Annotated in this window: 23 protein-coding genes; 10 read left to right on the forward strand and 13 right to left on the reverse strand. The window is 60.9% G+C overall.

The features are described from left to right. Positions 1-56: 56 nt before the first annotated feature. From HBJ59_RS18305 to HBJ59_RS18330, 6 genes are all read right to left on the reverse strand, one after another. Positions 57-302, reverse strand: coding sequence for a ferredoxin family protein (locus HBJ59_RS18305; protein ID WP_003217650.1), 246 nt, complete (start codon positions 300-302; stop codon positions 57-59). A 55-nt stretch (positions 303-357) separates the two neighbouring features. After that, entirely contained in the window at positions 358-2,091 is a 1,734-nt protein-coding gene (locus HBJ59_RS18310; RefSeq protein WP_167664347.1) for a fumarate reductase/succinate dehydrogenase flavoprotein subunit, read from the reverse strand. Beyond that, complete coding sequence (locus HBJ59_RS18315) at positions 2,088-2,849, reverse strand: GntR family transcriptional regulator (RefSeq protein ID WP_167664348.1); 762 nt, start codon at positions 2,847-2,849, stop codon at positions 2,088-2,090. Before HBJ59_RS18315 ends, HBJ59_RS18310 begins: the two co-directional genes overlap by 4 nt. Before the next feature lie 169 nt (positions 2,850-3,018). Next, positions 3,019-5,940 (reverse strand): TonB-dependent receptor, encoded by a 2,922-nt coding sequence (locus HBJ59_RS18320; protein ID WP_167664349.1) that lies wholly within the window; start codon positions 5,938-5,940, stop codon positions 3,019-3,021. A 101-nt stretch (positions 5,941-6,041) separates the two neighbouring features. Beyond that, complete coding sequence (locus HBJ59_RS18325) at positions 6,042-6,989, reverse strand: FecR domain-containing protein (protein ID WP_167664350.1); 948 nt, start codon at positions 6,987-6,989, stop codon at positions 6,042-6,044. Continuing rightward, positions 6,986-7,498 (reverse strand): sigma-70 family RNA polymerase sigma factor, encoded by a 513-nt coding sequence (locus tag HBJ59_RS18330; RefSeq protein WP_167664351.1) that lies wholly within the window; start codon positions 7,496-7,498, stop codon positions 6,986-6,988. Before HBJ59_RS18330 ends, HBJ59_RS18325 begins: the two co-directional genes overlap by 4 nt. A 277-nt stretch (positions 7,499-7,775) precedes the next feature. On the opposite strand from HBJ59_RS18330, the gene HBJ59_RS18335 reads away from it, so the two are divergent. Then, the gene (locus HBJ59_RS18335) at positions 7,776-8,048 is read left to right on the forward strand and encodes a DUF2790 domain-containing protein (RefSeq protein ID WP_167664352.1); all 273 of its coding nucleotides are present in this window, start codon (positions 7,776-7,778) and stop codon (positions 8,046-8,048) included. Between the two features lie 99 nt (positions 8,049-8,147). Then, the gene (locus tag HBJ59_RS18340; RefSeq protein WP_003217640.1) at positions 8,148-9,005 is read left to right on the forward strand and encodes an SDR family oxidoreductase; all 858 of its coding nucleotides are present in this window, start codon (positions 8,148-8,150) and stop codon (positions 9,003-9,005) included. Positions 9,006-9,124: 119 nt separating this feature from the next. Here HBJ59_RS18340 and HBJ59_RS18345 read toward each other — a convergent pair whose 3' ends face one another. Then, entirely contained in the window at positions 9,125-9,349 is a 225-nt protein-coding gene (locus HBJ59_RS18345) for a DUF2188 domain-containing protein (protein ID WP_003217639.1), read from the reverse strand. 137 nt (positions 9,350-9,486) lie between these two features. After that, complete coding sequence (gene deoC, locus HBJ59_RS18350; protein WP_076013434.1) at positions 9,487-10,170, reverse strand: deoxyribose-phosphate aldolase; 684 nt, start codon at positions 10,168-10,170, stop codon at positions 9,487-9,489. 129 nt (positions 10,171-10,299) lie between these two features. Between deoC and deoR the strand changes: the two genes are divergently transcribed. After that, positions 10,300-11,058: a DNA-binding transcriptional repressor DeoR gene (gene deoR, locus HBJ59_RS18355; protein ID WP_167664353.1), complete on the forward strand. Its 759-nt coding sequence runs from the start codon at positions 10,300-10,302 to the stop codon at positions 11,056-11,058. On the opposite strand, the gene HBJ59_RS18360 is transcribed toward deoR, so the two are convergent. From HBJ59_RS18360 to HBJ59_RS18380, 5 genes are all read right to left on the reverse strand, one after another. Next, positions 11,055-12,101: an aldose 1-epimerase family protein gene (locus HBJ59_RS18360; protein WP_167664354.1), complete on the reverse strand. Its 1,047-nt coding sequence runs from the start codon at positions 12,099-12,101 to the stop codon at positions 11,055-11,057. The genes deoR and HBJ59_RS18360 overlap by 4 nt on opposite strands. Further along, on the reverse strand, positions 12,098-13,429 hold the full coding sequence (gene fucP, locus HBJ59_RS18365) for an L-fucose:H+ symporter permease (protein ID WP_167664355.1): 1,332 nt from the start codon (positions 13,427-13,429) through the stop codon (positions 12,098-12,100). The genes HBJ59_RS18360 and fucP overlap by 4 nt, the downstream gene beginning before the upstream one ends. Before the next feature lie 28 nt (positions 13,430-13,457). Continuing rightward, positions 13,458-14,378, reverse strand: a complete 921-nt coding sequence (gene rbsK / locus HBJ59_RS18370) for a ribokinase (RefSeq protein WP_167664356.1) — start codon at positions 14,376-14,378, stop codon at positions 13,458-13,460. A 105-nt stretch (positions 14,379-14,483) separates the two neighbouring features. Beyond that, a complete protein-coding gene (gene xerC / locus HBJ59_RS18375; protein WP_017480337.1) occupies positions 14,484-15,398 on the reverse strand; it encodes a tyrosine recombinase XerC in 915 nt (304 codons plus the stop codon). A gap of 103 nt (positions 15,399-15,501) precedes the next feature. Next, complete coding sequence (locus HBJ59_RS18380; RefSeq protein WP_167664357.1) at positions 15,502-16,290, reverse strand: M949_RS01915 family surface polysaccharide biosynthesis protein; 789 nt, start codon at positions 16,288-16,290, stop codon at positions 15,502-15,504. 469 nt (positions 16,291-16,759) lie between these two features. Between HBJ59_RS18380 and arnC the strand changes: the two genes are divergently transcribed. Genes arnC through HBJ59_RS18415 form a run of 7 tightly spaced genes read left to right on the forward strand, consistent with a single transcriptional unit; the run spans position 16,760 to position 24,448 of the window. Next, entirely contained in the window at positions 16,760-17,794 is a 1,035-nt protein-coding gene (arnC, locus tag HBJ59_RS18385; RefSeq protein WP_167664358.1) for an undecaprenyl-phosphate 4-deoxy-4-formamido-L-arabinose transferase, read from the forward strand. Then, a complete protein-coding gene (gene arnA / locus HBJ59_RS18390) occupies positions 17,791-19,782 on the forward strand; it encodes a bifunctional UDP-4-amino-4-deoxy-L-arabinose formyltransferase/UDP-glucuronic acid oxidase ArnA (protein WP_076013427.1) in 1,992 nt (663 codons plus the stop codon). The genes arnC and arnA overlap by 4 nt, the downstream gene beginning before the upstream one ends. Continuing rightward, positions 19,782-20,666: a 4-deoxy-4-formamido-L-arabinose-phosphoundecaprenol deformylase gene (gene arnD / locus HBJ59_RS18395; RefSeq protein ID WP_076013426.1), complete on the forward strand. Its 885-nt coding sequence runs from the start codon at positions 19,782-19,784 to the stop codon at positions 20,664-20,666. Before arnA ends, arnD begins: the two co-directional genes overlap by 1 nt. Beyond that, positions 20,663-22,318 carry a lipid IV(A) 4-amino-4-deoxy-L-arabinosyltransferase gene (gene arnT, locus HBJ59_RS18400; protein ID WP_076013425.1) on the forward strand — a complete coding sequence of 552 codons (1,656 nt, stop codon included), beginning with the start codon at positions 20,663-20,665 and terminating at the stop codon, positions 22,316-22,318. Before arnD ends, arnT begins: the two co-directional genes overlap by 4 nt. Next, a complete protein-coding gene (arnE, locus tag HBJ59_RS18405) occupies positions 22,315-22,662 on the forward strand; it encodes a 4-amino-4-deoxy-L-arabinose-phosphoundecaprenol flippase subunit ArnE (protein WP_003217625.1) in 348 nt (115 codons plus the stop codon). Before arnT ends, arnE begins: the two co-directional genes overlap by 4 nt. Beyond that, positions 22,659-23,072, forward strand: coding sequence for a 4-amino-4-deoxy-L-arabinose-phosphoundecaprenol flippase subunit ArnF (gene arnF / locus HBJ59_RS18410; RefSeq protein WP_076013424.1), 414 nt, complete (start codon positions 22,659-22,661; stop codon positions 23,070-23,072). The genes arnE and arnF overlap by 4 nt, the downstream gene beginning before the upstream one ends. After that, positions 23,069-24,448: a UDP-glucose/GDP-mannose dehydrogenase family protein gene (locus HBJ59_RS18415; protein WP_076013423.1), complete on the forward strand. Its 1,380-nt coding sequence runs from the start codon at positions 23,069-23,071 to the stop codon at positions 24,446-24,448. The genes arnF and HBJ59_RS18415 overlap by 4 nt, the downstream gene beginning before the upstream one ends. Position 24,449: the final 1 nt, after the last annotated feature.

Genomic DNA, 24,449 nt, shown 5'->3' on the forward strand with positions numbered 1-24,449 from the left:
GAGGGGGTGTCACTCGGATGGCGTCCGGGGTTGGCGGATGGCGTTTGCGGCAGATCTCAGCGCAGCAGGTACGGGATCTCGACCTTGACTGCGCCGGTGGGGCAATCTTTTTCACAGGGCATGCAGTACCAGCATTCATCGAACGCCATGTACGCTTTCTGGGTTGCCGGATTGATCGCCAACAGGTCCATCGGGCACACGTCGACGCAGACCGTGCAGCCTTTTTCGGCGATGCACTTGTCTTCATCCACCGTCACCGGGGCATTGGAGCGGAAGAATATTTCCTGGGGCTGGTAGGCCATTTCACGGTGTCCTTGGCGCTTTTGCGCTCTCTGGCTGTAGCGGTGCAACGCAGGTTCAGGCAGCCGCGTGGGCGCCCACCCGCAGGCGGTCGTAGGCCTGCAGCTCTTCGGCATCCAACGCAATCACATACGGCTCGACGGGTTTCTTGAAGCTGACCATCTGCCCGTCGTCACCTTTTTTCAGGTGGCAATGGCAGAACCAGTCGGCATCGTTGCGTTGCGGGTGGTCAACCCGGTAGTGGTACAAACCCCAGCGGCTTTCAGCGCGGTACAGTGAGGCGCGGGCGGCCATTTCGGCGCAGTCGCGAATCACGCTGGTTTCCATCGCGCGCATCAATTCATGGGGGTTGTGGGCTTTCATCTGGTCCAGGTCGCGCTCGATGTCGGCAAAGCGTTGCAAGCCGATTTCCATCTTGCGAGTGACCTTGGGCGGTTGCAGGTAATCGTTGACGAAGCGCCGCAGCTTGTATTCGACCTGGGCCGGCGGCAGGCCGGTTTCGCGGTCCAGCGGCGCGTAGACCCGCGCCTGCTCGGTGGCGACTTGCCGGGCATCCACCGCGCTGAATTCGCGCTCGGCCACAAAGCTGGCAGCGTTGGTGCCGGCGAACCAGCCATAGGTGAACGCACCGAGCATGTAGTTGTGGGGCACGGCCGCCATGTCACCCGCCGAATACAGGCCCTTGACCGACGTCTCGGCGCGCTCGTTGACCCACACGCCCGACGCCGAATGCCCGCTGCAAAAGCCGATCTCGGAGATGTGCATCTCGACCATCTGGCTGCGGTAGTCAGTGCCCCGGTTAGCGTGAAACTGACCACGGCTGGGACGCTCGTTGCTGTGCAGGATCTGCTCGATGTTCTGGATGGTTTCCTCGGCCAGGTGATCGAGCTTGAGAAACACCGGGCCGTTGCCGCTTTCGAGCTCCTGGTGGAACTCCCACATCATTTGCCCGCTCCAGTAGTCGCATTCAATAAAGCGCTCACCCTTGTTGTTGGCGGTGTAGCCACCCAAGGGCCCGGTGACATAAGCGCAGGCCGGGCCGTTGTAGTCCTTGATCAGCGGGTTGATCTGGAAGCACTCCAGGTTCGCCAGTTCCGCACCTGCGTGGTAGGCCATGGCGTAGCCGTCGCCGGCGTTGGTCGGGTTTTCATAGGTGCCCATCAGGTAACCCGACGATGGCAAACCCAGGCGGCCGGCCGCGCCGCAGCACAGGATGACCGCCTTGGCCTTGATCACCTGGAAGTCGGCCGTACGGCAGTCAAACCCCATCACGCCGTTCACTGCGCCTTCACTGTCGGTGAGCAAACGAGTGCAGACCAGCCGGTTGGTGATGTTGACCCGCGCCCGCTTGAGCTGGCGATACAGCACCTTCTTGATGTCGTGCCCTTCCGGCATCGGCAGCACATAAGCGCCCATGTGATGGACTTTTTTCACTGCGTAATCGCCGGTTTCGTCTTTCTCGAACTTCACGCCCCAGCGGTCCAACTGCTCGATGGTTTCAAAGCTGTGGGTCGCGTAGGCATACACCGCCGCCTGGTTGACGATACCGTCGTTGGCGATCGTGATTTCCTTGGTGTACTGCTCCGGCGTGGAGTGGCCTGGAATAATCGCGTTGTTCAGCCCGTCCATGCCCATGCTGATGGCGCCGCTGCGTTTGACGTTGGCCTTGTCGATCAACAGAACGCGTAAATCGCGGTTGGCCTCCTTGGCCTTGATCGCTGCCATGGGGCCGGCGGTGCCGCCGCCGATCACCACGATGTCGTATTCCAGCTCCAGGGTTTTGCGGCTCACGGGCGGCTACCTCGCTGACGGTCGATGCGCAGGCGGTACTGAAACGCATCGCCGCGGTAATACAGGTGTTCAAAGTCCACTGGCTGGCCGTCGGCGGTGTGGGTCAGGCGCTCGATGCGCATGATCGGCGAACCCGCCTCCACGTTCAGCGCCTGGGTCAGTTCGCTATCGGCGAGCACCGCGTCAATCGCCACGTCGGCGTGACCCAGTTGCAAACCGCAGTCGTTCTCCAGGATCAGAAAGATGTCGCGGGTCACCAGGTCGGCGTTTTCCAGGCGCTCGCCCAGGGCCTGGCTGAGGTAGGTGATTTCCAGCGACACCGGCTCGCGATTGATCAGCCGTACCCGCTTGATCTGCGTGACAGTGGTGCCCTCCTCCACGCCCAGGCGCTCGGCCACTAACTTGTCAGCGGGCACAAAGCGGTAGCTGCGCAGGCGATTGATCACTTCATAGCCGCGCTCGGTCATGGACTCGCCCAACCCTTGCAGAGTGCTGACGTTCTGATAAGCCTTGGGCTTGGAGACGAAGGTACCCTTGCCGTGGATCTTGTAGATCAGGCCTTCCTTTTGCAGATCACCCAAGGCCTGGCGCACGGTGATGCGGCTGACTTTGAAGCGCGCACCCAGCTCGCTTTCGGAAGGCATCTGGGTGTTCGGCGCGTACTCACCATCAAGGATGCGGCTGCGCAGCAGATCCCGCAGTTGGGCATGCAGCGGAACGCTGGACAGAGGAGATAAGGCGATGGTTGATTCGTTCATCAGGACCACTTGTCATAACGAGTTATGACGTGATCATAAGGAGTCTTATGAATGGCGTGGAAATACCGTTTTGGAATAAGGTTATCGACAGGAGAATCACGCTGCACCTAGGAGGTAGGTGCAGCGGACCAGCCTGTTTTATAGAGCAGCGTCCAGACCTTATGAAAAATCAGAAGTTGTAACTGACTCGGGTATAGAGGATCCGCCCAAACGGGTCGGCGTACTTGGGGTCGTACCCGCTCTGGAACGCGTAGGTCTGGTTGCTGAATGGCGGCGCGCGGTCGAACAGGTTCTTCGCGCCCAATGTGACGGCCAGGGACTTGCTCCAGTTGTAGGTACCCGCCAGGTCCCAGACATTGTAGGAGCCTACGGAATCATGGGTTTCCGGGTCCGAGTCGTGATAGCCACTGGTGTAGCGGTTGGTCAGGCTGACGCCCAGCGGTCCGCGGGCCCAGGTGCCGGTCAGGCTGTGGCGCCAGCGTGCAACGGCGCCAGCGGTGGAGAATTCGCCGCCACGAAAATCACCGAGTTTGTCGATGTAGTCGCCTTTGAGCTCCTGTTGGTATTTGTATTCGTTGACGTAGGTGCCTTGCAGGCCGATCCCGAAGTCACCGATGGCGGTGCTCGGGAAGCGGTAATCGAAACTCACATCCACGCCGTTGGTCTTGGTTTTCCCGAGGTTGGCCAGGCCGGTAACGATGTGATCGATGGAGCCGTCGGCCTTGCGAATCAAGCGGTCGCCGTAGGCATCCGGGTCGTCAAATACCGAGGACTCGGGGAACTCGGCGATCTGGTTGGCGATGGTGATCCACCAGAAATCCAGGGCGGCACTGAGGCGCTCAATCGGTTGAAACACGAAGCCAAACGTCACGTTACGTGCGGTTTCCGGGCTCAAGCTGCCGTTGCCGCCCGTTTGCCGGCGGAACTGTTGGGCGCAGTCGCGGTTACCGATCCCGCCATTGGCCGGCGTACCGCCCGGGCACAGGCGCGGGTCGTTGTAGTTGGCCACGGTGTAGCTGGTGTAGGTCGGGTTGTACAACTCATACAGCGACGGCGCACGGAACCCTTCGCTGTAGGCGCCGCGAACCACCAGCTCTTTGAATGGCTGAAAACGGAACGAGTATTTCGGGTTGGTGGTGCTGCCGAAGTCGCTGTATTTGTCATGACGCACCGCCGCGGACAGCTCCAGGCTTTCGAGCACCGGCACATTCACCTCGGCGTACTCGGCCGAGACGCTGCGATTGCCGCGTACCGCACCATTGGGGTCTACGCCGAGGCTCTGCACGGTCTCGGCGAATTGGGCGAAGTCCTGGTGAAAATCTTCCTTGCGGTATTCGCCACCCAGCGCCAGGCCTGTGGGACCTGCGCCAAACCAGTCGCCGATTTCACGGCTGACGCGACCGTCGATACTCTTCACTCGGCCCACGGCAGTGGCGTAATCGCCATCGACGCGGCTGGAGGCGAGCAACGCCCTGCCCGCTTCGCTCTGCGGCCCGAACGGGTTGATCACGCCGTTGGCGATACCCTGGCTGATGGTCTGGTCGTTCACATAACCGTCCAGAATGGTTTGCACCACTTTGTTCTGGTTGTAGGACGCACCGACGTTGTAGTCCCAGTTCGCCACGTTGCCCTCGAAGCTCAGCAGCAGGCGCTGGCTGGTGTTGTCATCTTCGTGCTTGCGCGCCCCGGCGTCGGTTTCGCGCCAGTTCACATCCACGGGTTGTGTTGGGTCCAGGGCAAAACCCGTCGGGCCCGGAGTGATGCCGTTGCCCGGATAGAACGCCGTTCTCGGATTCACTTGGGCGCCCATCAGGGTCCCCGGGCCGATCTGCGTGCGGTTTTCGTTGCGCGCCCAGAAGTACTCAAGGCTCACGGTGTGGTCATCGGCCAGCTTGCCGGTGGCTTTGGCAAAGGCCGAGGTTTTTTCGGTTTCCGGCACCAGGTCCAGGTAACTCCACAGGCTTTGGCGGCAGATGCCATTGCGTGACAGCAACCCGGGGGAGTTACAGCCGGAGCCGGCCAGCGGGTTGGTCGCGTTGCTGCCCTGGCTCCAGTTCGCCGGGGCGGCGGTGCCCGAGGTGAAATCCAGGCCGCGACCGGGCTGGTAGTTGTAGGTGTAGTCGCGGTCCTTGGCGGCCAGGCGCGTCTGCTTGTCATAGCTGACCACGCCAAATACGTTGAAGCGGTCGTCTTCAAGGTCGCCAAAACCATAACTGCCGCTGAAGTTATGGCTGTCACCACCGCCGGAGCGGGTCGGCGAATCGTAATTGGTCGAGAGCTGGCCGCCGGTCAGGCTGGTCTTGGTGATGAAGTTGATCACCCCACCGATCGCGTCGGTGCCGTACAGCGCCGACGCGCCATCGCGCAGCACTTCCACACGGTCGATAGCGGCGAACGGGATGGTGTTCAAGTCCACCCCGGAGCCGTTGGTGGTGTTGACGGCGTTGTTGCTCAGGCGCCGGCCGTTGAGCAGCACCAGGGTTTTGTTCGCGCCAATCCCGCGCAAGTCGGCAAACGCTGCACCGCCGCTGCTGGAACCCACCGAACGCCCGGAGCCAACGGAAGATTGGTTCGCCGAGATGCGGCTAATCAACTCCTCGGTAGTGCTCACACCCTGCTCGCGCAATTGCTCGACCCGCAGGATGGTCACCGGCACGGCCGTTTCCGCGTCCACCCGACGAATCGCCGAGCCGGTCACTGTGACTTTTTCCATACGGTAGTCAGTACTTTTCCCCGCGGCCGGGACGGCGTTGGTGGAGGTCACGGGCGCTGCGTGCACCGTCAGCCCCTGTTCGCTGTCGCTGACTTGCAGGCCGCTGCCCTGTAACGCTTTGTCCACCGCTTGCAGGCTGCCCAAATCTCCGCGAATGGGGGCGCTGCGCTTGCCCTGAACCAACTGCTGATTGAAGGAAATCATCACGCCGGTCTGCCGGGAAATATCCAGCAGCACCGTATCGAGCGGACCGCCGGCGATATCAAAGCTGAACACCTGGCTGGCCGCTTCCTGGGCCATTACGCAGGTGCTGCAGACACCCATCGCCAACGCCGCCGCCAGCGTCAGTCGAGGTAATTGTTGTTTGAATAAGAACATCGAGGATCTCCCTGTTGAATGTGTCTACAGGGGTTGAGCAGCGGCAGACGCGTTTTTATAGGGCGGTGTTTAGGCGAAGATGCTATGAGTTTATAACCGGTTTAACGGGCCTCAATACTTACCCAATAGGCGCTGTGATACGTCACGCGAATCGGTAATGAATTCTCCAGCAGCTGCAGGGTGCGGTCCGTATCGTCCAGGGGATAGATGCCGCTCAGGCGCAGCTGCGCCACATTGGGGCTCAGGCGCAGAATCCCGGGGCGATAGCTGCGCAGGCTGTCGATCACTTCGCTTAACGCCCGGTCGTGGACTTCAAGGCGTCCTTGGGTCCAACCGGTTTCATCGCCCTTGAGGGGGCCAAGGCCAAAGGTGTGCTGTTGATCAAACCGCATGCTCTGCCCCGCCTCCACGATTTGACGCGCGCCGTCCTGAGTGACCACTTCCACTCGCGAATGCAGCATCAACAGACGGGTGGACGCTTCGTCACGCTGCACCAGGAATCGGGTACCCAACGCGCGAATCTGGCCATGCCGGGTTTGCACCACGAAGGGCCGCGCCGGGTCCTTGGCCACGTCCACCAGCAACTCCCCATCCCGTAACTCCAGCACACGCCGGTGTGCATCGAAACGCGCAATCGCCCGGCTCTGTGCGTTCAGCGTCAGCAAGCTGCCGTCGTCCAGCGTGAAGTGTTTACGCTCCCCAGTGCCAGTGGACAGCTCGCTGGTATCCCCCAACCAGCCCTGGCGACGACCGAGAAACAGCGCTGCCAACGCGACGATACCCAGGCTACCAGCGACAAAACGTCGACGGCTGGACGGTGCTTTCAGGCTATGCAAAAGGTGCTCGCTGGGCACTCCGCGCAATGCATGATTGCGCAACAGCCCCATGCCACCGCTCATTTGATCAATTACCTGGCGGTGACGAATGTCAGCCGCGCACCACGTCTCGAATGCCTGCCGTTCCTGAGCGCTGGCGTGCTCCGATTGCAGCAGGGCCATCCACCGCGCGGCCTCCTCCACCACGGCTTCTTCCGGGCGCAAAAGGCTCATGGCTGAGCCATCACCAGGTAGCAGCGCTTGAAGGCATCGGCCATGTATTGCTGTACACGGCTGGTGGAGACCTGCAAGCGCTCGCCGATCTGGCTGTAGGTCAGGCCGTCCAGTTGATGGTAAAGAAACGCCGCCTTGGCCTTGGCGGACAGCCCGTCCAGCAGGCGATCCACGGCCAGCAAGGCCTCGATGACCAACGCCCGCTCTTCGGGTGATGGGTGCACCGGCACGGGCGCATGGGCCAGGCTTTCAAGGTAGGCACGTTCCAGGTCCTGCCGACGCCAGCCCTCGTACACCAGGCGCCGGGCGATGGTGGTCAACAGCGCCCGAGGTTCGCGAATAGCGGCGGGGTCCGGTAGCGACAACACCCGCAGGAAGGTTTCCGAGGCAATGTCCTGTGCGCTGTGATGACACCCCAAGGTTCGCCTGACTGAACTGCACAACCACTGGTAATCCTTTTGGAACATCTGCCCAATCAATGGGTAACCGAGGGCCTGACTGACACCCATGCCTTGCTCCCTTACGAGACCTATCGCCCGTCTCAACAATCATCCGCCAACGCCCCCTGAGTCGGGGCCTGGAATAAAGGCAGCGACTGTGCCGCAGAGATATCGGGCTTTGGAAGTAATAAAAAATCAGCTGTGACTCTCAAATGAATATAAGCGCCTGCGCGCATCGATTTGGCTGATGTCTGCTATTGGCCCGCAGGCGTTCATCCCCCCGGCAGGCGCTTTGTAGAATGAACCTCACAGTCAAGCCACCACCTTCGTGGTGTCGGAGGTTCTCATGCGTTATTTGCTTATTGCCGTGCTGGGCCTGTTCAGCACACTGGCCGTCGCCCAAGGCGAAACCCTGGCACCCACTGTGAGTGCCAGCGCACCCGCCAGCGAGACGTACGACTACTCTCAGGACCTGGATATCGCCAAAGTGGTGCGGGTCAGTACCGAGTCATCCACCGAGTGCGGTCCGGTCAAGGGCCACATGGTCTACATCGACAGCCACGGCGTGCGGCATGAGCTGGACTACATGCGCCTGGGTGATGCCTGCCAGCACGGTTGATCGCAAACCATTCGTCGGGCCTTGCGGGAATCGATTACAACTATTGCCGCGCGCAAAATTACTAATCCATAGAACCCGTTGTGATCTATGGAGATTGAGATGACTGACTACCCACGCCCACCTTTCGCCAGCCAGGCCCAATCCGTTCCCGGTTCGCAGAAGAAGATGGACCCCTACCCCGACTGCGGCGAGAAGAGCTACACCGGCTCCGGCCGCCTGGCCAACAAGATCGCCCTGATCACCGGCGCCGACAGCGGCATCGGCCGCGCCGTGGCGATTGCCTTTGCCCGTGAAGGTGCCGACGTGGCCATCGCCTACCTGGATGAACACGAGGACGCGAAGGAAACCGCACGCTGGGTGGAAGAAGCCGGTCGCCAGTGCCTGTTGTTGCCAGGGGACCTCGCGCAAAAGGCCAACTGCCAAGCGATTGTCGACCAAACCGTCGAGCAGTTCGGGCGTATCGACGTGCTGGTGAATAACGCAGCGTTCCAGATGACCCACGAGACTCTGGAAGAGATTCCCGACGAGGAATGGGTCAAGACCTTCGATATCAACATCACTGCGATGTTTCGCATCTGCAAGGCGGCCCTGCCACATATGAAGGCCGGCGGGTCGATCATCAATACCAGTTCGGTGAACTCCGATATGCCCAAGCCGACGTTGCTGGCGTATGCGGCCACCAAGGGCGCAATTGCCAACTTTACCGGCGGCCTGGCGCAACTCTTGGGCAGCAAGGGCATCCGTGTGAACAGTGTGGCGCCAGGGCCGATCTGGACGCCGTTGATTGTCTCGACCATGCCCGATGAGGACGTGAACAGCTTTGGCAGCGAGACGCCACTGGGCCGCCCGGGACAGCCGGTGGAAGTGGCACCGATCTATGTGCTGCTGGCGTCGGATGAGGCGAGTTACATCTCGGGCTCGCGCTATGCGGTGACCGGTGGCAAGCCGATTCTCTAAGGCCGGACGTCAATCCAGTGTGTGAGCGGGCTTGCTCGCGAAGGCGGTGGATCAGTCACACATGTAGTGCCTGACACTCCGCTTTCGCGAGCAAGCCCGCTCCCACATTTGGTACTCGGTTAGCCTGGAGATCGTGTCGGATCAGCTTTGCGCGGGTACGTGCGCTCCTCCTGAATCCGCCCGTCCATGCTGTGAATCCTCAGCGACGCCGTCTTGTCGCTGAGAAATTCCTTCGCCAACTCAACGATCGCCTCTTTGGTTTCCGCCGTTTTCGACGGCCGCGCCGAGCCCTGCTTGGTCAGTGCCCAACCCGTGCCGGTCTTGTTGATGTTGTAGGTATCCATGGTCTGCTCCCTTGACTGAATGAACACGGCACGCGGCAAAACCCGCGCCCTACTTATTGCGAGCGCGGGTGCCGGGCAGAGTTCAAGGCAGTTGGCGGATCAGGTTACAGGCGGGCCTACAGTCAATCGGATCTGGATCAGTAACCACTCGCGGCCGTCATCACGCCGCCCACAATCGCTATCCCCGAACTGCTGCCCAAACGTGTTGCCCCGGCATTGATCATCTTGATCGCCGTCTCATAATCGCGCACGCCACCGGAGGCCTTGACCCCAACCCCGGCACCCACGGTTTTGCGCATCAGCGCCACGTCTTCCACCGTTGCGCCGCTGCGGCTGAACCCGGTGGACGTCTTGACGAATGCCACGCCCAAATCCCGGCAGATCTCGCACGCCTGGACTTTCTGTTCGTCGTCGAGCAGGCAGGTTTCCAGGATCACTTTCAACGGCACGGCGCCGCAGGTCTTGTGGACCAAGGCAATGTCATCGCGCACCGCGTCCAGCAGCCCTTCCTTCAACCAACCGATATTGAGCACCATATCGATCTCCCCTGCCCCGGCGGCAATTGCCCGTTGGGCTTCAAATGCCTTGGTATCACTCAGGCCGGCACCCAGCGGGAAGCCCACCACCGCACAAATCACCACGCTATCGTCGGTCAGGCACGACGCGGCGTAAGGCACCTGGCCTGAATTCACGCACACCGAATAAAAGCCATGTTCCCGGGCTTCTTCGCACAAGGTGCGGATCTGCTCACGGGAGGCATCGGGAGCCAGCAAGGTGTGATCGATGTACTTCGCCAATGCCGCGGGTTGAAGAGTGTTCATTTAACGAGTCCTTGCCTGTATGTTGCCAATGTTCGTGTACCGCTTGTCACAGCGCTCACATAAAATACGTTACAATACTCACACTTAATGTTACTTATTTAACACAAACAATCAAGCCCTGGAATACTCGTGGACAGTAGAAAAGCCGAGCGACTCAAGCTTATCCAACAAGCCTTGCAGGACCAGAACGCCATTCACCTGAGGGAAATGGCCGCGCTGCTGGACGTGTCCGAGATGACCCTGCGCCGGGATCTGAGCCACTTCACCGATCACTTGCGCCTGCTCGGTGGCCATATCACCCGGGTCGGCAGCGAGGCCAGCGATTATCGGGTAGCCGATCAGGACACGCGCCACGTCGAGGAAAAGCGTCGCATCGGCAAGCTCGCCGCCCGGTTGATACAACCCGGTGACACGGTATTTTTCGACTGCGGCACCACCTCGCCCTTTGTCATTGATTTCATCCCTGATGAGCTGGAGTTCACCGCGGTGTGCAGCTCGTTGAACGTGCTGCTCAGGCTGCAGAACAAACCCAACTGCCACATCGTGTTATGCGGCGGCACTTTTCACCGCAAGAACCAAGTGTTTGAAAGCAGTGCCGAAAGCAGCATTCTCGACAGCGTGCGCCTGACGTGGGCCTTCGTGACCGCCGCGGGCGTCAGTCAGGAGTTCGGCGTGACGTGCTTCAACTTCAATGAAGTCGAGGTCAAGCAAAAGGTCCTGCGCCAGGCCCAGCAACGGGTGCTGCTCGCCGACTTCAGCAAATTCGACACAGTGCGCACCGCTCACTTCGCCACCCTGGACGACTTTCAGTACGTGGTCAGCGACAAGAAAGTCCCCCGCGCCTACAAGGACGCCATTCAGGCCAGCGGCGCGCAATTGCTGGTCTAACCCAGCAACCGCTGCCGCTCTTGCGCATTCAGGTAGCCGGTGGTCACGCTGAACGAAGCGCTGGCCCCGGCTGCCAGCTGACGCACGTGACCTTTGGCGTTCTCGGCGTTATAGCCTTCGGGCTCGCAGGTTGACGGGAGCACGAAGGCCGCCACTTGTTGATCCGGCGTGTGCAAGATCCAGCGTGCGGCGTGCTCAAACTGTTCGGGACGATAACGGGTGTAGAACGCCGCGCCATCGCTATGCTCCAGCAGAAAGTGCGCGTGGCCCGTGGCGTCGGTACGCACGCCGTCGAAGAAAAACACAATCTCAGGGTCGTACAGCGCCGGCTGATCGAGGCAGGCCAACTGGGCTGGATGCTCGGCCAGCTGCGCCATGTAGGCGCTCCAGTCGGGTGTTGGCTTGACGTGGTCCGGCACGCTGGTACGCAGGCGCAGGCGCTGCATGCCCAGCGGCTCGACGAACCGGCCTCCCGCAACATAGGCGTAGTTCATGTGGGCCATGTACATCAGGTCCATGGGCTTGCCGGCCAGGTTGGTCACGTCCATGTCGATGTCGAACAGGGCCGAATCGGCGCGCAGTGTCACGCTCGGGCACGCCCGGTAACGATCACCGAATCCCTTGGCGTATTGATACGAGCCGCCCAGGCGCACAAAGCCCTCGCCTATTTCCAGCCAGGCCGTGTCCATGGGCGCGCAGGGCATTTCACCGTGCAGCGCATGCGTATCATCCGGCGCCGGGCAACCATTGCGCAGCAGGCCACTGTGGAACATGAAGCAGCCGTAGGTATCGATGATCGTCGGGCTGGGACGAGGCTGTTCAAACAGGTTGCTCATGGTCAGGTCACAGCCGTCGAACACGGCCGACCAGATCATCTGCCCTTGATAAGGCAGCACGACAAGCCGCCCACGGCTGTTCTCCAGGGCCACAGCCAGCACGCCGGACGGGTACGTCCAGGCGCTGACCTTGAAATCCCCAGACTGCAACAGGATCTTTTCCTGCTCGCCAAACACCGCACGATACAGCGGCATATGCGTGTTCATGAGGCCACCGCTGCTGCCGAGCCCAACGGGGCGGTGTCTGACTGGCGCAGGCATTTGACCGCATAGATCACGATCACGATAAAGCACAGCAACGGCACGCTGTAGGCCAACTGCATGTTGCCCCCGCTGGCGTCAGACAACAGGCCCTGGAAGATCGGAATCACTCCGCCGCCGACAATGCTCATCACCAGCAATGAACCGCCGACGCCGGTGTCCTCGCCCAGGCCATCGATGGTCAAGCCGTAGATTGTCGGCCAGCATGGACCAAGGAAAATGCTCACGCCGACTGCTGCGTACACCGCCGAGATGTTCGGCACCAGAATGGTGTAGGCCAGCAGCACGATGCACAGCACGCCGTAAATCGCCAGGACCTTGGCCGGGTGCAGTCGGCGCATCAGCAAGTTGGCGATCATCTTGCCGACAAAGTAGGCGGCAAAGGTGGTGAGCAGAAACCATGAAGCGCTGCGTTCATTCATGCCGCCCATTTGCATGGCCAGGCGGATGGTGAAGCTCCACACGCCCACCTGCGCGCCCACGTACAGAAACTGCGCGAGTACGCCAAAGGTGAAGCGCGGGTTACGCCACAGCCGTCCCAGGCTTTGACGCAGGCTCCCGGGCTTGCTGTCGGCCGGCTTATTGCCCTTGCAGGCCGGGAACCTGGTGATGGCGATCAGGATAAACATCAGCACCAGCACAGCGATCATCCACTTGTAGGGCAACAACGTGGACTGAATCATTTGCAACTGCTGCACCGCAGCCTCGGAGACACTCATCTGCTGCAGTTGTTGGGTGGTGGCGTCGGTGTCCTTGAACATCACGAAGCTGCCCACGTACACCCCGGCCATGGCGCCGAAGGGGTGAAAGGTCTGGGAGATGTTCAAGCGCCGGGTTCCGGTTTCCCGTGGGCCCATCAGTGTCGAGTAGGTGTTGCACGCTGTCTCCAGGAACGACAGGCCGGCAGCAATCACGAACAGCGCCAGCAGGAACATGCCGTACTTGGCCGTGGACGCGGCCGGGAAAAACAACAGGCAGCCGAACATGTACAGCAGCAGGCCGATCAGGATCGTGGTCTTGTAGCTGAACCGACGAACCACCATCGCGGCCGGAATCGCAACAAAGAAGTAGCCGAGGTAAAACGCCGACTGCACAAAGGCGGTCTGGAAATCACTGAGCAAAAACGCCTTCTTGAAGTGGGCGATCAGCACGTCATTCATGCTCGCCGCAGCCGCCCACAAGGCAAAGATGCTGCACAGCAGGATAAAGGCGAACCAGGGCGTGCGGTTCAGGTAGAAACCATCGGGTGTCTGTTGCAGCGCAGGTTTGTTCATTATTGTTCTCCGGGCTGGGTAGAGGGCGTTAGCGCTGTTGCTGGAAGCGGGCGAATGCTTCGCTGTCGGGATAAGAGGTCTGGGTACCCAGCGCCGTGACCGAGCACGCCGAATACGCCACCGCCTGCTCCATGGCATGACGGATTTGGCCGTCGCGGCTCCAGTGCTGAACGAAGCAACCGATAAAGGCGTCACCGGCGCCGGTGGTGTCACGGGCGTCGACCCGCTGACCCGGCACCTCGAATTCGCCCTCCTCGCCCACGTACAGCGCACCGTGTTCGCCGAGGGTGACGATCACGTGACGAATGCCGCTGGCGACAAGGGTGCGTGCAGCCGTGCGGGCCGAGTCCGGCGAGTCCACGACTTGGCCAGTAATCAACGCCAGTTCGGATTCGTTGGGGATCAGGAAATCCAGCTGCGCCAAGTGCTCAGCGCTCAACCCGGCCAACGCCGGCGCCGGATTGAGCAGCACGGCGATGCCATGGCGGTGAGCGAACTCGATGGCGTAATAGACCGTCGGCAGATTGATCTCCAGTTGCAGCACGATCAGCGTGCACTCACGCAGGTCGGCGGCCGCCGCGTCGATATCCGCCGGCAGCAAATGCGCATTGGCGCCCTTGACGATCAAAATGCTGTTGTGGGAATCGGCCCGCACGAAAATCGGCGCCACGCCGCTGGACACACCGGGCACCCGCTGTACATAACGGGTGTCGATACCAAAACGCTGGAAGTTGGCCAGCGTGTTGTCGGCAAACATGTCGTCGCCGACTTTGCTGAGCATCAACACATCCGCCCCAAGCTTGGCTGCCGCCACCGCCTGGTTGGCCCCTTTGCCGCCGCAACCCAAGGCAAAGCCCGGCGCTTCCAGGGTTTCGCCCTGGACCGGCATGCGGTCGATGTAGGTGATCAAATCCACCATATTGCTGCCGATGACTGCGATCTTGCCCATTGCTATTCCACCTTGTTGCGTCACGACCAGGCAGGTCGTGACGCTTTTGTTTTGTTATTTAAATAACATTAGGTGTGAATATTCAATCTTTTTTTTGCAAGGGCGCTACAAATCAAATCGATCCACCGCCCGCCGCCGTTCATTGTCGTCACGCACGTCATAGTTGGCGGTGGTCTGGATATTGGTGTGGTGCGCCAGCTTCTGGGCGATGGACAGGTCGTACTCTTCAATCACCCGGGTGATGAACGAGCGCCGGAAATCATGGGGCATGATCTTCACGCCGACTTGCTCGCCGCGCTGGCGGGCGATGTAGTAAATCGCGTGCTTGGTGATGCGCTCGCGGGTGATATGGCTGCCCCGGCGAATGCGGTTGAACAGGAACCTGTCGTCCTGCTCACCGGGTTTCAACTGGCTGCGACGGAACTCAAGCCACGCCTCCAGCTTGGCAAAGGCCCAGGCCGGCGCGTACTTGATCAGTTGTTTGTTGCCCTTGCCGGTGACCTGCAGGCTGCGCTCGTCAAAATTGACCTGGCCCAGCTCGATATTCACCGACTCCGACTTGCGCATCCCCGAGCCATACAGGATCCCGATCACCGCTGCATCCCGCAGGCCCTGGGGGCGCGGGTCGGCGGCGCAGACCTCCATCAACTCACGAATCAATGTGCGCCGCAGGTTGCGACCCTGGCTCAGCCGGGTGCCGGCCATGGCCTTGACCGAGCGCATCTTCAACAGGTGGTCCTGGCTGATCAGGCTCATGCGCCAGGCTTCGTTCATCACCCCGCGCACGGCGTTGACGTACAGCGAGGAGGTGTTCGGCGCATAACCGTCTTCCCGCAGCGCCGCCACCAGGGCCATGACGTGTTCGGGTTGCAGCAGGTGCCAGTCGATGTCTTCGAGGTTGATGTCTTCAAAGCCCAGGCGGTCGGCGGCGTCTTGCAGCACGTAGCGCATGGTCAGCTGGCTGGAAGGCGCCAGGCGGGTGAGGTAGAGGGTCAGCGGGTTGCGGGTAGACTCAGTCAAGGTAGATCAGCCTTTGGATTAAATATGTCGACTAACCATCTGTTTAATCAACATATTTAGTGAATTGGCGAGCGCCGAGTCTAGCGCAGGTCAATCCATGGGGCTATTCCTGATCGTCTTCCGTCGGGGCTGGCGTCTGCTGCTGGCTCCAGTTGGTGTCCTGCTTCTGCATCAAGGCAAACCAGTGCTGGCGCATGAACGCCAGGTACGGTTTGGGCGCCTTGGCAAAATCCTCCTCGTCGCCATAACAGCCGGGCAGCGGCAGCTCGGTGCCCTGCTCCTTGTACTGGCTGACCAGCGCTTGCTGGGCGGCGATGCTGCAATCCTTAGGCAACGGCATGCCTTGCAAGGCGCCAGCGTCTTCATCCCACCAACTGGCGCCATAGCGGTCGATGCCGCGCAGGCGGTACTTCTGCGACTTGCCGATGTGCATGATCAGCTTGAAATCATTGGGGCTGACATCGCTGGTGCAGGTGCGGCTATACCCCACAGTCACCTGACTGATGCCGTCACCCAGCAGGTCGGTAACCTTGGTGGCCTCGGTGTTGTAGTGCGCCCCGGCGTCGAACTCGCAATGCTGCACGTCGTCGTAGAGCATCCACAGCCGCTTGGGCCGATCACCGTCGAGCAGGTACTGGGCCGCGTAGACAAAGGCCGACTGCGCGCCGTCGTCGTCGCGTTCGCTGACTTGCTCAGCGAGCACCAACAGGTTCTTGCCCTGTTTATCACTCCAAGTGAAGGCACCGACCTGTTTACCCCGCACTTCTACGCCATCGGGCACCTGGTCGATGGCCGTCAGTGCCACGCCGTCATCGGCCCGCACACTCGTGGCCCAGGCCACCGTCATTAACAACACCATCAACATTGGCCGTAAACGCTGCACGCTATTCATCCGACTGCCCTGGCAAGAGATGGCTTACTTTACCGGCACTTGCACGGCATTGCAGAGAAGATTGTTCAGGAATGAACCCGCGCGAGGGAAAACACAACTGCCCCGCCACACACCGCGAACACGGGGTTGTGCGCATTGATGTTGTTTACCTGAACCCTAGCTGTCTACCTGCCAGAAAAACGACTTTTTCATCTGCGTTTCATATTCGTTGAACATTTTTGCGCTTAATCTTGGCGGCACGACTTGAGAACGAACCGTACTTCGCAGGTTAACTCGTTGATTCCGCTTTACCTTTAAGCATTTTGGTCTTTACTCACGTAAGCCATGGAAGACCCACCGTCACCTGTCAGGACTCACGAATGAATGCCATGAATCCACGTTATTTTTAATCAGGCGCCTGCTTCTCCAGGCTGTTGATGACTGCTGTCTTTACGCTTCAAGTTGCTCTAACCCCCGAGGTAATGAATCTTTGAAACCCTACCCAATTCATTGCGTGTCGATCGTTATCCCGGTCTACAACGAACAAGAAAGCCTGCCTGAACTGCTGCGCCGCACCATGGCGGCCTGCAAGCAACTGGCCTACGAATACGAAATCGTCCTGGTGGACGACGGCAGCCGCGACAACTCCGCGCAATTGCTGGAAGACGCCGCCGCCCTCGAAGGCAGCAACGTCGTCGCGGTGATCCTCAACCGCAACTACGGCCAGCACGCCGCGATCATGGCCGGCTTCGAGCATTGCCGGGGCGACGTCGTGATCACCCTGGACGCCGACCTGCAAAACCCGCCGGAAGAAATCCCGCGCTTGGTCGAGCAGGCCGCCTTGGGCTACGACGTGGTTGCCACCGTGCGCAACAACCGCCAGGACTCAGCCTTTCGCCGCTGGCCGTCGCGCTTGATCAACCTCGCCGTACAACGCTCCACGGGCGTCGCCATGAGCGACTACGGCTGCATGCTGCGCGCTTACCGCCGCAACATCGTCGACGCGATGCTCGCCTGCCGCGAGCGCAGCACCTTTATCCCGATCCTGGCCAACAGCTTTGCGCGCCACACCACGGAAATCCTGGTGCACCACGCCGAGCGTGAACACGGCGAGTCCAAGTACAGCCCGATGCGCCTGATCAGCCTGATGTTCGACCTGCTGACCTGCATGACCACCACACCCTTGCGCCTGTTGAGCATCGTCGGTTTCAGCCTGGCGGCCCTCGGGATGCTGTTTGCGGTCGCATTGATCGTGCTGCGCCTGGCCTTCGGTGCCGGCTGGGCCGGTGACGGCATGTTCGTGCTGTTCGCCGTGCTGTTCGTGTTCACCGGTGGCCAGTTCATCGGCATGGGCCTCTTGGGTGAATACCTGGGCCGCATGTACAGCGATGTGCGGGCCCGCCCACGGTTCTTTATTGAAAAAGTGCTGCGCAACCAACCGGCAGCGCCGGCCGAGACCTTCACGGTCGACGGCCTGACCTCCTCCCACACTTCTACTTCTCCTTCCGATCAGGTTTCGTCATGAATTCAAAAGCTGTTGTCTTCGCTTACCACGATATTGGCTGTGCAGGCATCGAAGCCCTGCTCAATGCGGGTTACGAAATTGCTGCCGTGTTCACCCATGCCGATGACCCCAAGGAAAACAATTTCTACGGCTCCGTCGCGCAACTGTGCGCCCGCAACGGCATCCCGGTGCACGCCCCGGAAGACGCCAACCACCCGCTGTGGATTGAGCGCATCGCCAAGCTGAACCCGGACTACATTTTCTCGTTCTACTACCGCAACCTGCTGAGCGAAGCCCTGCTGGCCACCGCCAAGAAAGGCGCGTTCAACCTGCACGGCTCCCTGCTGCCACAATACCGTGGCCGCGCACCGGCCAACTGGGTACTGGTCAACGGCGAAACCGAAACCGGCGTGACCCTGCACCGTATGGTCAAGCGTGCCGATGCCGGCGCGATCCTGGCCCAGCAGAAAGTCGTGATCGACCGCACCGACACCGGCCTGACCTTGCACGCCAAACTGCGTGACGCCGCCACCAGCCTGCTGCGCGACGCACTGCCACAACTGGCCCAAGGCAAGCTGACCGAAACCGCCCAAGACGAAAGCAAAGCCAGCTACTTCGGTCGTCGTACCGCGGCGGATGGCAAGCTGGACTGGAAAAAACCGGCTGAAGAGCTGTTCAACCTGGTTCGCGCCGTCACCCAGCCTTACCCGGGTGCCTTCTGCGCCGTGGGCGAGCACAAGCTGATCGTCTGGAACGCTGAAGTCGTCAAAGGCAACGAAGGCCTGGCACCCGGCCGCGTGATCAGCGTCAACCCGCTGCGCATCGCCTGCGGCGAAGACTCCCTGGTGGTCAAGTTCGGCCAGCGCAACGAAAACGGCCTGTACCTGGCCGGCCCGTCCCTGGCGGATGAACTTGGCCTGGTGGACGGTTCCGTCCTGCGCGGTGCCGAGTCCGGCCGCAAGCCACGCCGCACCCGCGTGCTGATCCTGGGTGTGAACGGCTTTATCGGCAACCACCTGTCCGAGCGCCTGCTGCGTGACGACCGTTACGAAATCTACGGCCTGGACATTGGCTCCGACGCGATCGAGCGCCTGCGCAGCCACCCGAACTTCCACTATGTGGAAGGCGACATCAGCATCCACTCCGAGTGGATCGAGTACCACATCAAGAAGTGCGACGTGGTCCTGCCGCTGGTAGCCATCGCCACCCCGATCGAGTACACCCGCAACCCGTTGCGCGTATTTGAACTGGACTTCGAAGAGAACCTGAAACTGGTTCGCTACTGCGTGAAGTACAACAAGCGCGTGATCTTCCCGTCGACGTCCGAAGTATATGGCATGTGCCAGGACCAGTACTTCGACGAAGACACCTCCAACCTGGTGGTGGGCCCGGTCAACAAGCAGCGCTGGATCTACTCGGTTTCCAAGCAACTGCTGGACCGCGTGATCTGGGCTTACGGCGACAAAGGCCTGAAGTTCACCCTGTTCCGTCCGTTCAACTGGATGGGCCCGCGCCTCGACCGCCTGGACTCGGCCCGTATCGGCAGCTCCCGCGCCATCACCCAGTTGATCCTGAACCTGGTGGAAGGCACGCCAATCCGTCTGTTCGACGGCGGCGAGCAGAAGCGCTGCTTCACTGACATCGCCGACGGCATCGAAGCCCTGGCCCGCATCATCGATAACGACAACGATAACTGCAACGGCCAGATCATCAACATCGGTAACCCGGAGAACGAAGCCAGCATCCGTCAGTTGGGCGAAGAACTGCTGCGTCAGTTTGAAGCTCACCCGCTGCGCAGCAACTTCCCTCCGTTTGCCGGTTTCCGCGACGTAGAGAGCAAGGCGTTCTACGGCACCGGTTACCAGGACGTGGCTCACCGCAAGCCAAGCATCGACAACGCCAAGCGCCTGCTGAACTGGGAGCCTACCGTCGAGATGAGCGAAACCATCGGCAACACCCTGGATTTCTTCCTGCGTGAAGCCATGCTCGAAATCGCGGACAAGCGTTGATGCAAGCGGGTCTACGCATCGACGTCGACACCTACCGAGGCACCCGCGAAGGCGTGCCAAGGTTGTTGGAGTCGCTCGACGAAGCCGGGGTCAAGGCGACCTTCTTCTTCAGCGTCGGGCCGGACAACATGGGGCGCCACTTGTGGCGCCTGATCCGCCCGCAATTCCTGTGGAAGATGCTGCGCTCCAACGCAGCCGGCTTGTACGGCTGGGACATTTTGCTGGCCGGCACCGCCTGGCCGGGCAAACCCATTGGCCGCGACCTGGGGCACTTGATGCGCCAGGCCAAGGCTGCCGGGCATGAAGTCGGGCTGCACGCCTGGGACCACCATGGCTGGCAAGCCAACACCGGGAGTTGGAGCGATGCACAGTTGATCGAACAGATTCGCCGTGGCGTCGACACCTTGAGCGACATCCTCGGTGAGCGCATCGACTGCTCAGCCGCCGCCGGCTGGCGTTCCGATGAGCGCGTGGTGCAAGCCAAGCAATCGTTCAACTTCCGTTACAACAGCGATTGCCGGGGTACCAGCCTGTTCCGGCCAACCCTGGCGGATGGCAGTGCCGGCACGCCACAAATTCCGGTAGACATGCCGACCTTCGACGAAGTCGTGGGCCCGGTGGTGGCCGCCAAGGATTTCAACGCGTACATCCTCGACCGCTTCAAGCCGTCGAAGCTCAACGTCTATACGATCCACGCAGAAGTAGAAGGGATTCTGATGGCCAATGATTTTCGCCAGTTGCTCGCCCAGGCAGGGCAGCGCGGCATTCAATTCAAACCGTTGGGCGACCTGTTGCCCGCCGACCTGAGCACCCTGCCCCAGCAACAACTGGTGCGCGGTGCGCTGAGCGGCCGTGAAGGCTGGCTCGGAGTGCAAAAGGCATGATCCGGCGCTGGGCCCTGCCCCTGCTCCTGCTGGCTTTCGGGGTGTTCTACCTGATCCCGTTGGCCACCCATGGTCTATGGATTCCCGACGAAACCCGCTATGCGCAGATCAGCCAGGAAATGCTGCTGACCGGCAAATGGGCTTCGCCGCACTTCATGGGGATTCGCTACTTCGAGAAGCCTGCGGCCGGCTACTGGATGATCGCGCTGGGCCAGGCGATCTTCGGCCAGAACCTGTTCGGCGTGCGTTTCGCCTCGGCCTTGAGCACCGGCTTGAGCATCCTGCTGGTGTACTGCGTGGCCCGGCGTTTGTGGAACGACCCGCGCAAGAGCCTGGTCAGCGCCGTGCTGTACATGAGTTTCGTCAGCGTCGCGTTCCTGGCGGGCTATGCCAACCTCGATCCGCAGTTCACCTTCTGGGTCAACCTGACCGGCGCCGCGCTGTGGTTCTGTTTCGACAGCACCACGACCCGTGGCCGCTTGTGGTCGTGGGCCTTGCTCGGGTTCGCCTGTGGCATGGGCTTCATGACCAAGGGTTTCCTCGCCTGGTTGTTGCCGGTGTTGATCGCCCTGCCCTACATGCTCTGGCAGAAACGCTTCCGTGAACTGCTCACCTATGGCCTGGTGGCCGTGGCCGTGGCGATTCTCGTGAGCCTGCCCTGGGCCCTGATGGTGCATGCCCAGGAACCGGATTACTGGAACTTCTTCTTCTGGCACGAGCACATCCAGCGCTTTGCCGGCGACGATGCGCAACATGCCGAGCCGTTCTGGTACTACCTGCCGCTGCTGGTCGCGTTCAGCCTGCCGTGGATGGCGTTGCTGCCGTCCACCGTGAAACAGGCGTGGCTGGAAAAGCGCAGTGCCAACATCGGCTTCCTGCTGCTATGGCTACTGATGCCGCTGGCGTTCTTCAGCCTGGCCAAAGGCAAGCTGCCGTCCTACATCATGCCGTGCCTGCTGCCTCTGGCGTTGTTGATGGGGCATACCCTGGCCGAGAAACTGGGCCAGGCCCGTGGCCGCGTATTGCGCATCAATGGCTGGCTGAACCTGATCATCGGCGTGCTGGGCCTGCTGGCCCTGACCTGGTTCCAGTTGAAGAAGCCGGTGTATGAGCACGGCCAGGAAACTCTGAGCCTGGTGCTGGTGTTCGTGTTCCTGTTCGGCTGGATCATCGCCAACCTGCTGCAAGCCGCCCGCCCGCTGCAGATGTGGGCCGCGCCGGTGATTGGCAGTTGGTTGCTGGTGGCGCTGGTGCCGGCCGCGTTGCCGCACTCGGTGGTTTATAACAAGACCCCGGACCAGTTCATCATCGATCACCTCCAGGAACTGCAGCCGACCACTGCGTTGCTGAGCAACGACCTCGGCGCTGCATCGGCCTTGTCGTGGCGCCTGCAGCGGCCTGAAGTGATGCTCTACAACACCGTTGGCGAAGTGAAATACGGCATCGCCTTCCCGGACACCGCTTACCGCAAGATCGATGCCGCCAGCGTCCAGCAATGGATGAGCGATGCGCGCAAACAAGGCTCGGTGGGCGTGGTGATGCGGGTCAAAGGTGACGACGAACGCCAGGAAGTTGACCTGCTGCCTAAAGACGGCAAGCGTTACGAGCAGGGCAATATCGTGATTTTGATCTACCCGCAGAGCGCGCCATGACCACTCTGCTGCTGTTGTTAGGTGCGTGCCTGCTGACCTGCATGGGCCAGGTGTCCCAGAAGTTTGCCGTGGAAGGCTGGCGTGACCAGCCCGACGGCTGGGCCTTAAAGTTGCGCTCGCCGTGGCTGTGGTCGGCGCTGGTGTGCCTGGGCCTGGGTTTGCTGGTGTGGCTGCTGGTGCTGCAACGCCTGGAAGTCGGCATCGCCTACCCGATGCTCAGCCTCAACTTTGTACTGGTCACCCTGGTGGCGCGCTTTGTGTTCCATGAACACATCGATGGCCGCCACTGGTTCGGTGTGCTGCTGGTGATTGCCGGTGTGGTGCTGCTGGGGCGTCAGGTATGAGTCGCGCTCGCGGTTTTGCCCTGGCCCTGGGCAGCGTTGCGTTGGTCAGCGGTGCCCAGTTGGGCATGCGCTGGAGCATGACGCGCCTGCCGCTGCCCGCTGAATGGCTGACAGCACTCAACACCGGCGCCATCGACCTCGGCGCGCTGGGCTTGGTGATCCTGGCGATCATCGCCTATGCCCTCTCGATGCTCTGCTGGCTCGGCGCCCTGAAAGATTTGCCGCTGGGGCGCGCCTACTCGCTGCTCAGCATCAGCTACGCGTTGGTGTACCTGCTGGCTGCCAGCCTGCCGGTCTTCAACGAACATTTTTCCGTTTCAAAAACTGCGGGGGTGGCCTTGGTCATTCTCGGAGTCCTGACTATCAACTCTCGTCGTGCTAGCACTACAAGTCCCAGGAATGCCCCATGAAAATCAGTGTATTTGGTAGTGGTTACGTCGGTCTGGTGCAGGCCACTGTATTGGCCGAAGTCGGTCACGATGTCATCTGCATGGACGTAGACGAGAACAAGGTCAAGTTGCTGCAACAGGGCCACGTGAGCATTTTCGAGCCGGGCCTGGCGGCGATGGTCAAGGAAAACCTCGAAGGCGGACGCCTGACGTTTACCTATGACGAAAAACTCGCGGTCGAACACGGCGAAGTGCTGTTCATCGCCGTGGGCACGCCTTCGGACGAAGACGGCTCGGCCGACTTGAAATACGTGCTGTCGGTAGGCGATGCGGTGGCCCGTCACCGGATCGATCCAGTGATCCTGGTGGAAAAATCCACCGTGCCTGTCGGCACCGGCGACACCTTGCGCGCCCACATGGAAAAAGCCTTGCGCGTTGCGGGCCGCCACCTGGACTTCGATATCGTCTCCAACCCGGAATTCCTCAAGGAAGGCTCGGCCGTTGCCGACTGCCGCCGCCCGGACCGTATCGTCATCGGTTGCGAACGCGAAGAAGTGCGCGAGGTGATGCGCGAACTGTATGCACCGTTCAACCGCAACCACGACCGCATCATCTTCATGGACCTGCGCAGCGCCGAACTGACCAAGTACGCCGCCAACTGCATGCTGGCCACCAAGATCAGCTTCATCAACCAGATCGCTGAACTGGCCGAACACCTCGGCGCGGACATCGAAGCCGTGCGCCTGGGCATTGGTGCCGACTCGCGTATCGGCTACCACTTTATCTACCCGGGCTGCGGTTATGGCGGTTCGTGCTTCCCCAAGGACATGCGCGCCCTGATCCACAGCGCCAAGGCCGCCAACTGCTCCAGCGACCTGCTGGAAGCCGTGGAAGCCATCAACCAGCGCCAGAAGAGCAAGCTGTTCGAGCGTGCCAACGCGTTCTTCAAGGGTGACCTGCGGGGCAAAACCTTCGCCTTGTGGGGACTGGCGTTCAAACCCAACACCGACGACATGCGCGACGCACCCAGCCGGGTGCTGATGGAAGCCCTGTGGGCTGCCGGCGCCAATGTGCGTGCGTTCGACCCGGAAGCCATGCAGGAAACCCAGCGTATTTACGGCGATGACCCGCGCCTGATGCTGATGGGTACCCCTGAATCGACCTTGAGCGGCTCCGACGCCTTGATCATTTGCACCGAATGGCAGCAGTTCAAGGCACCGGACTTCGACTTGATCCAGCAGCGTCTGAAAACCCCGGTGATCTTCGACGGTCGCAACCTGTACGACGGCGAGCGCCTCGCCCGCAAAGGCATCCAGTACTTCCCGATGGGCCGCGGCGAATCCTGCCAGTTGCCGATCCCCCAGCAAAACTGGGCGCCTCAGGCCGAGGAAGCCTAAG

The sequence above is a fragment of the Pseudomonas sp. AN3A02 genome (assembly GCF_011765255.1).
In the GTDB taxonomy this organism is placed as follows: Bacteria; Pseudomonadota; Gammaproteobacteria; order Pseudomonadales; family Pseudomonadaceae; genus Aquipseudomonas.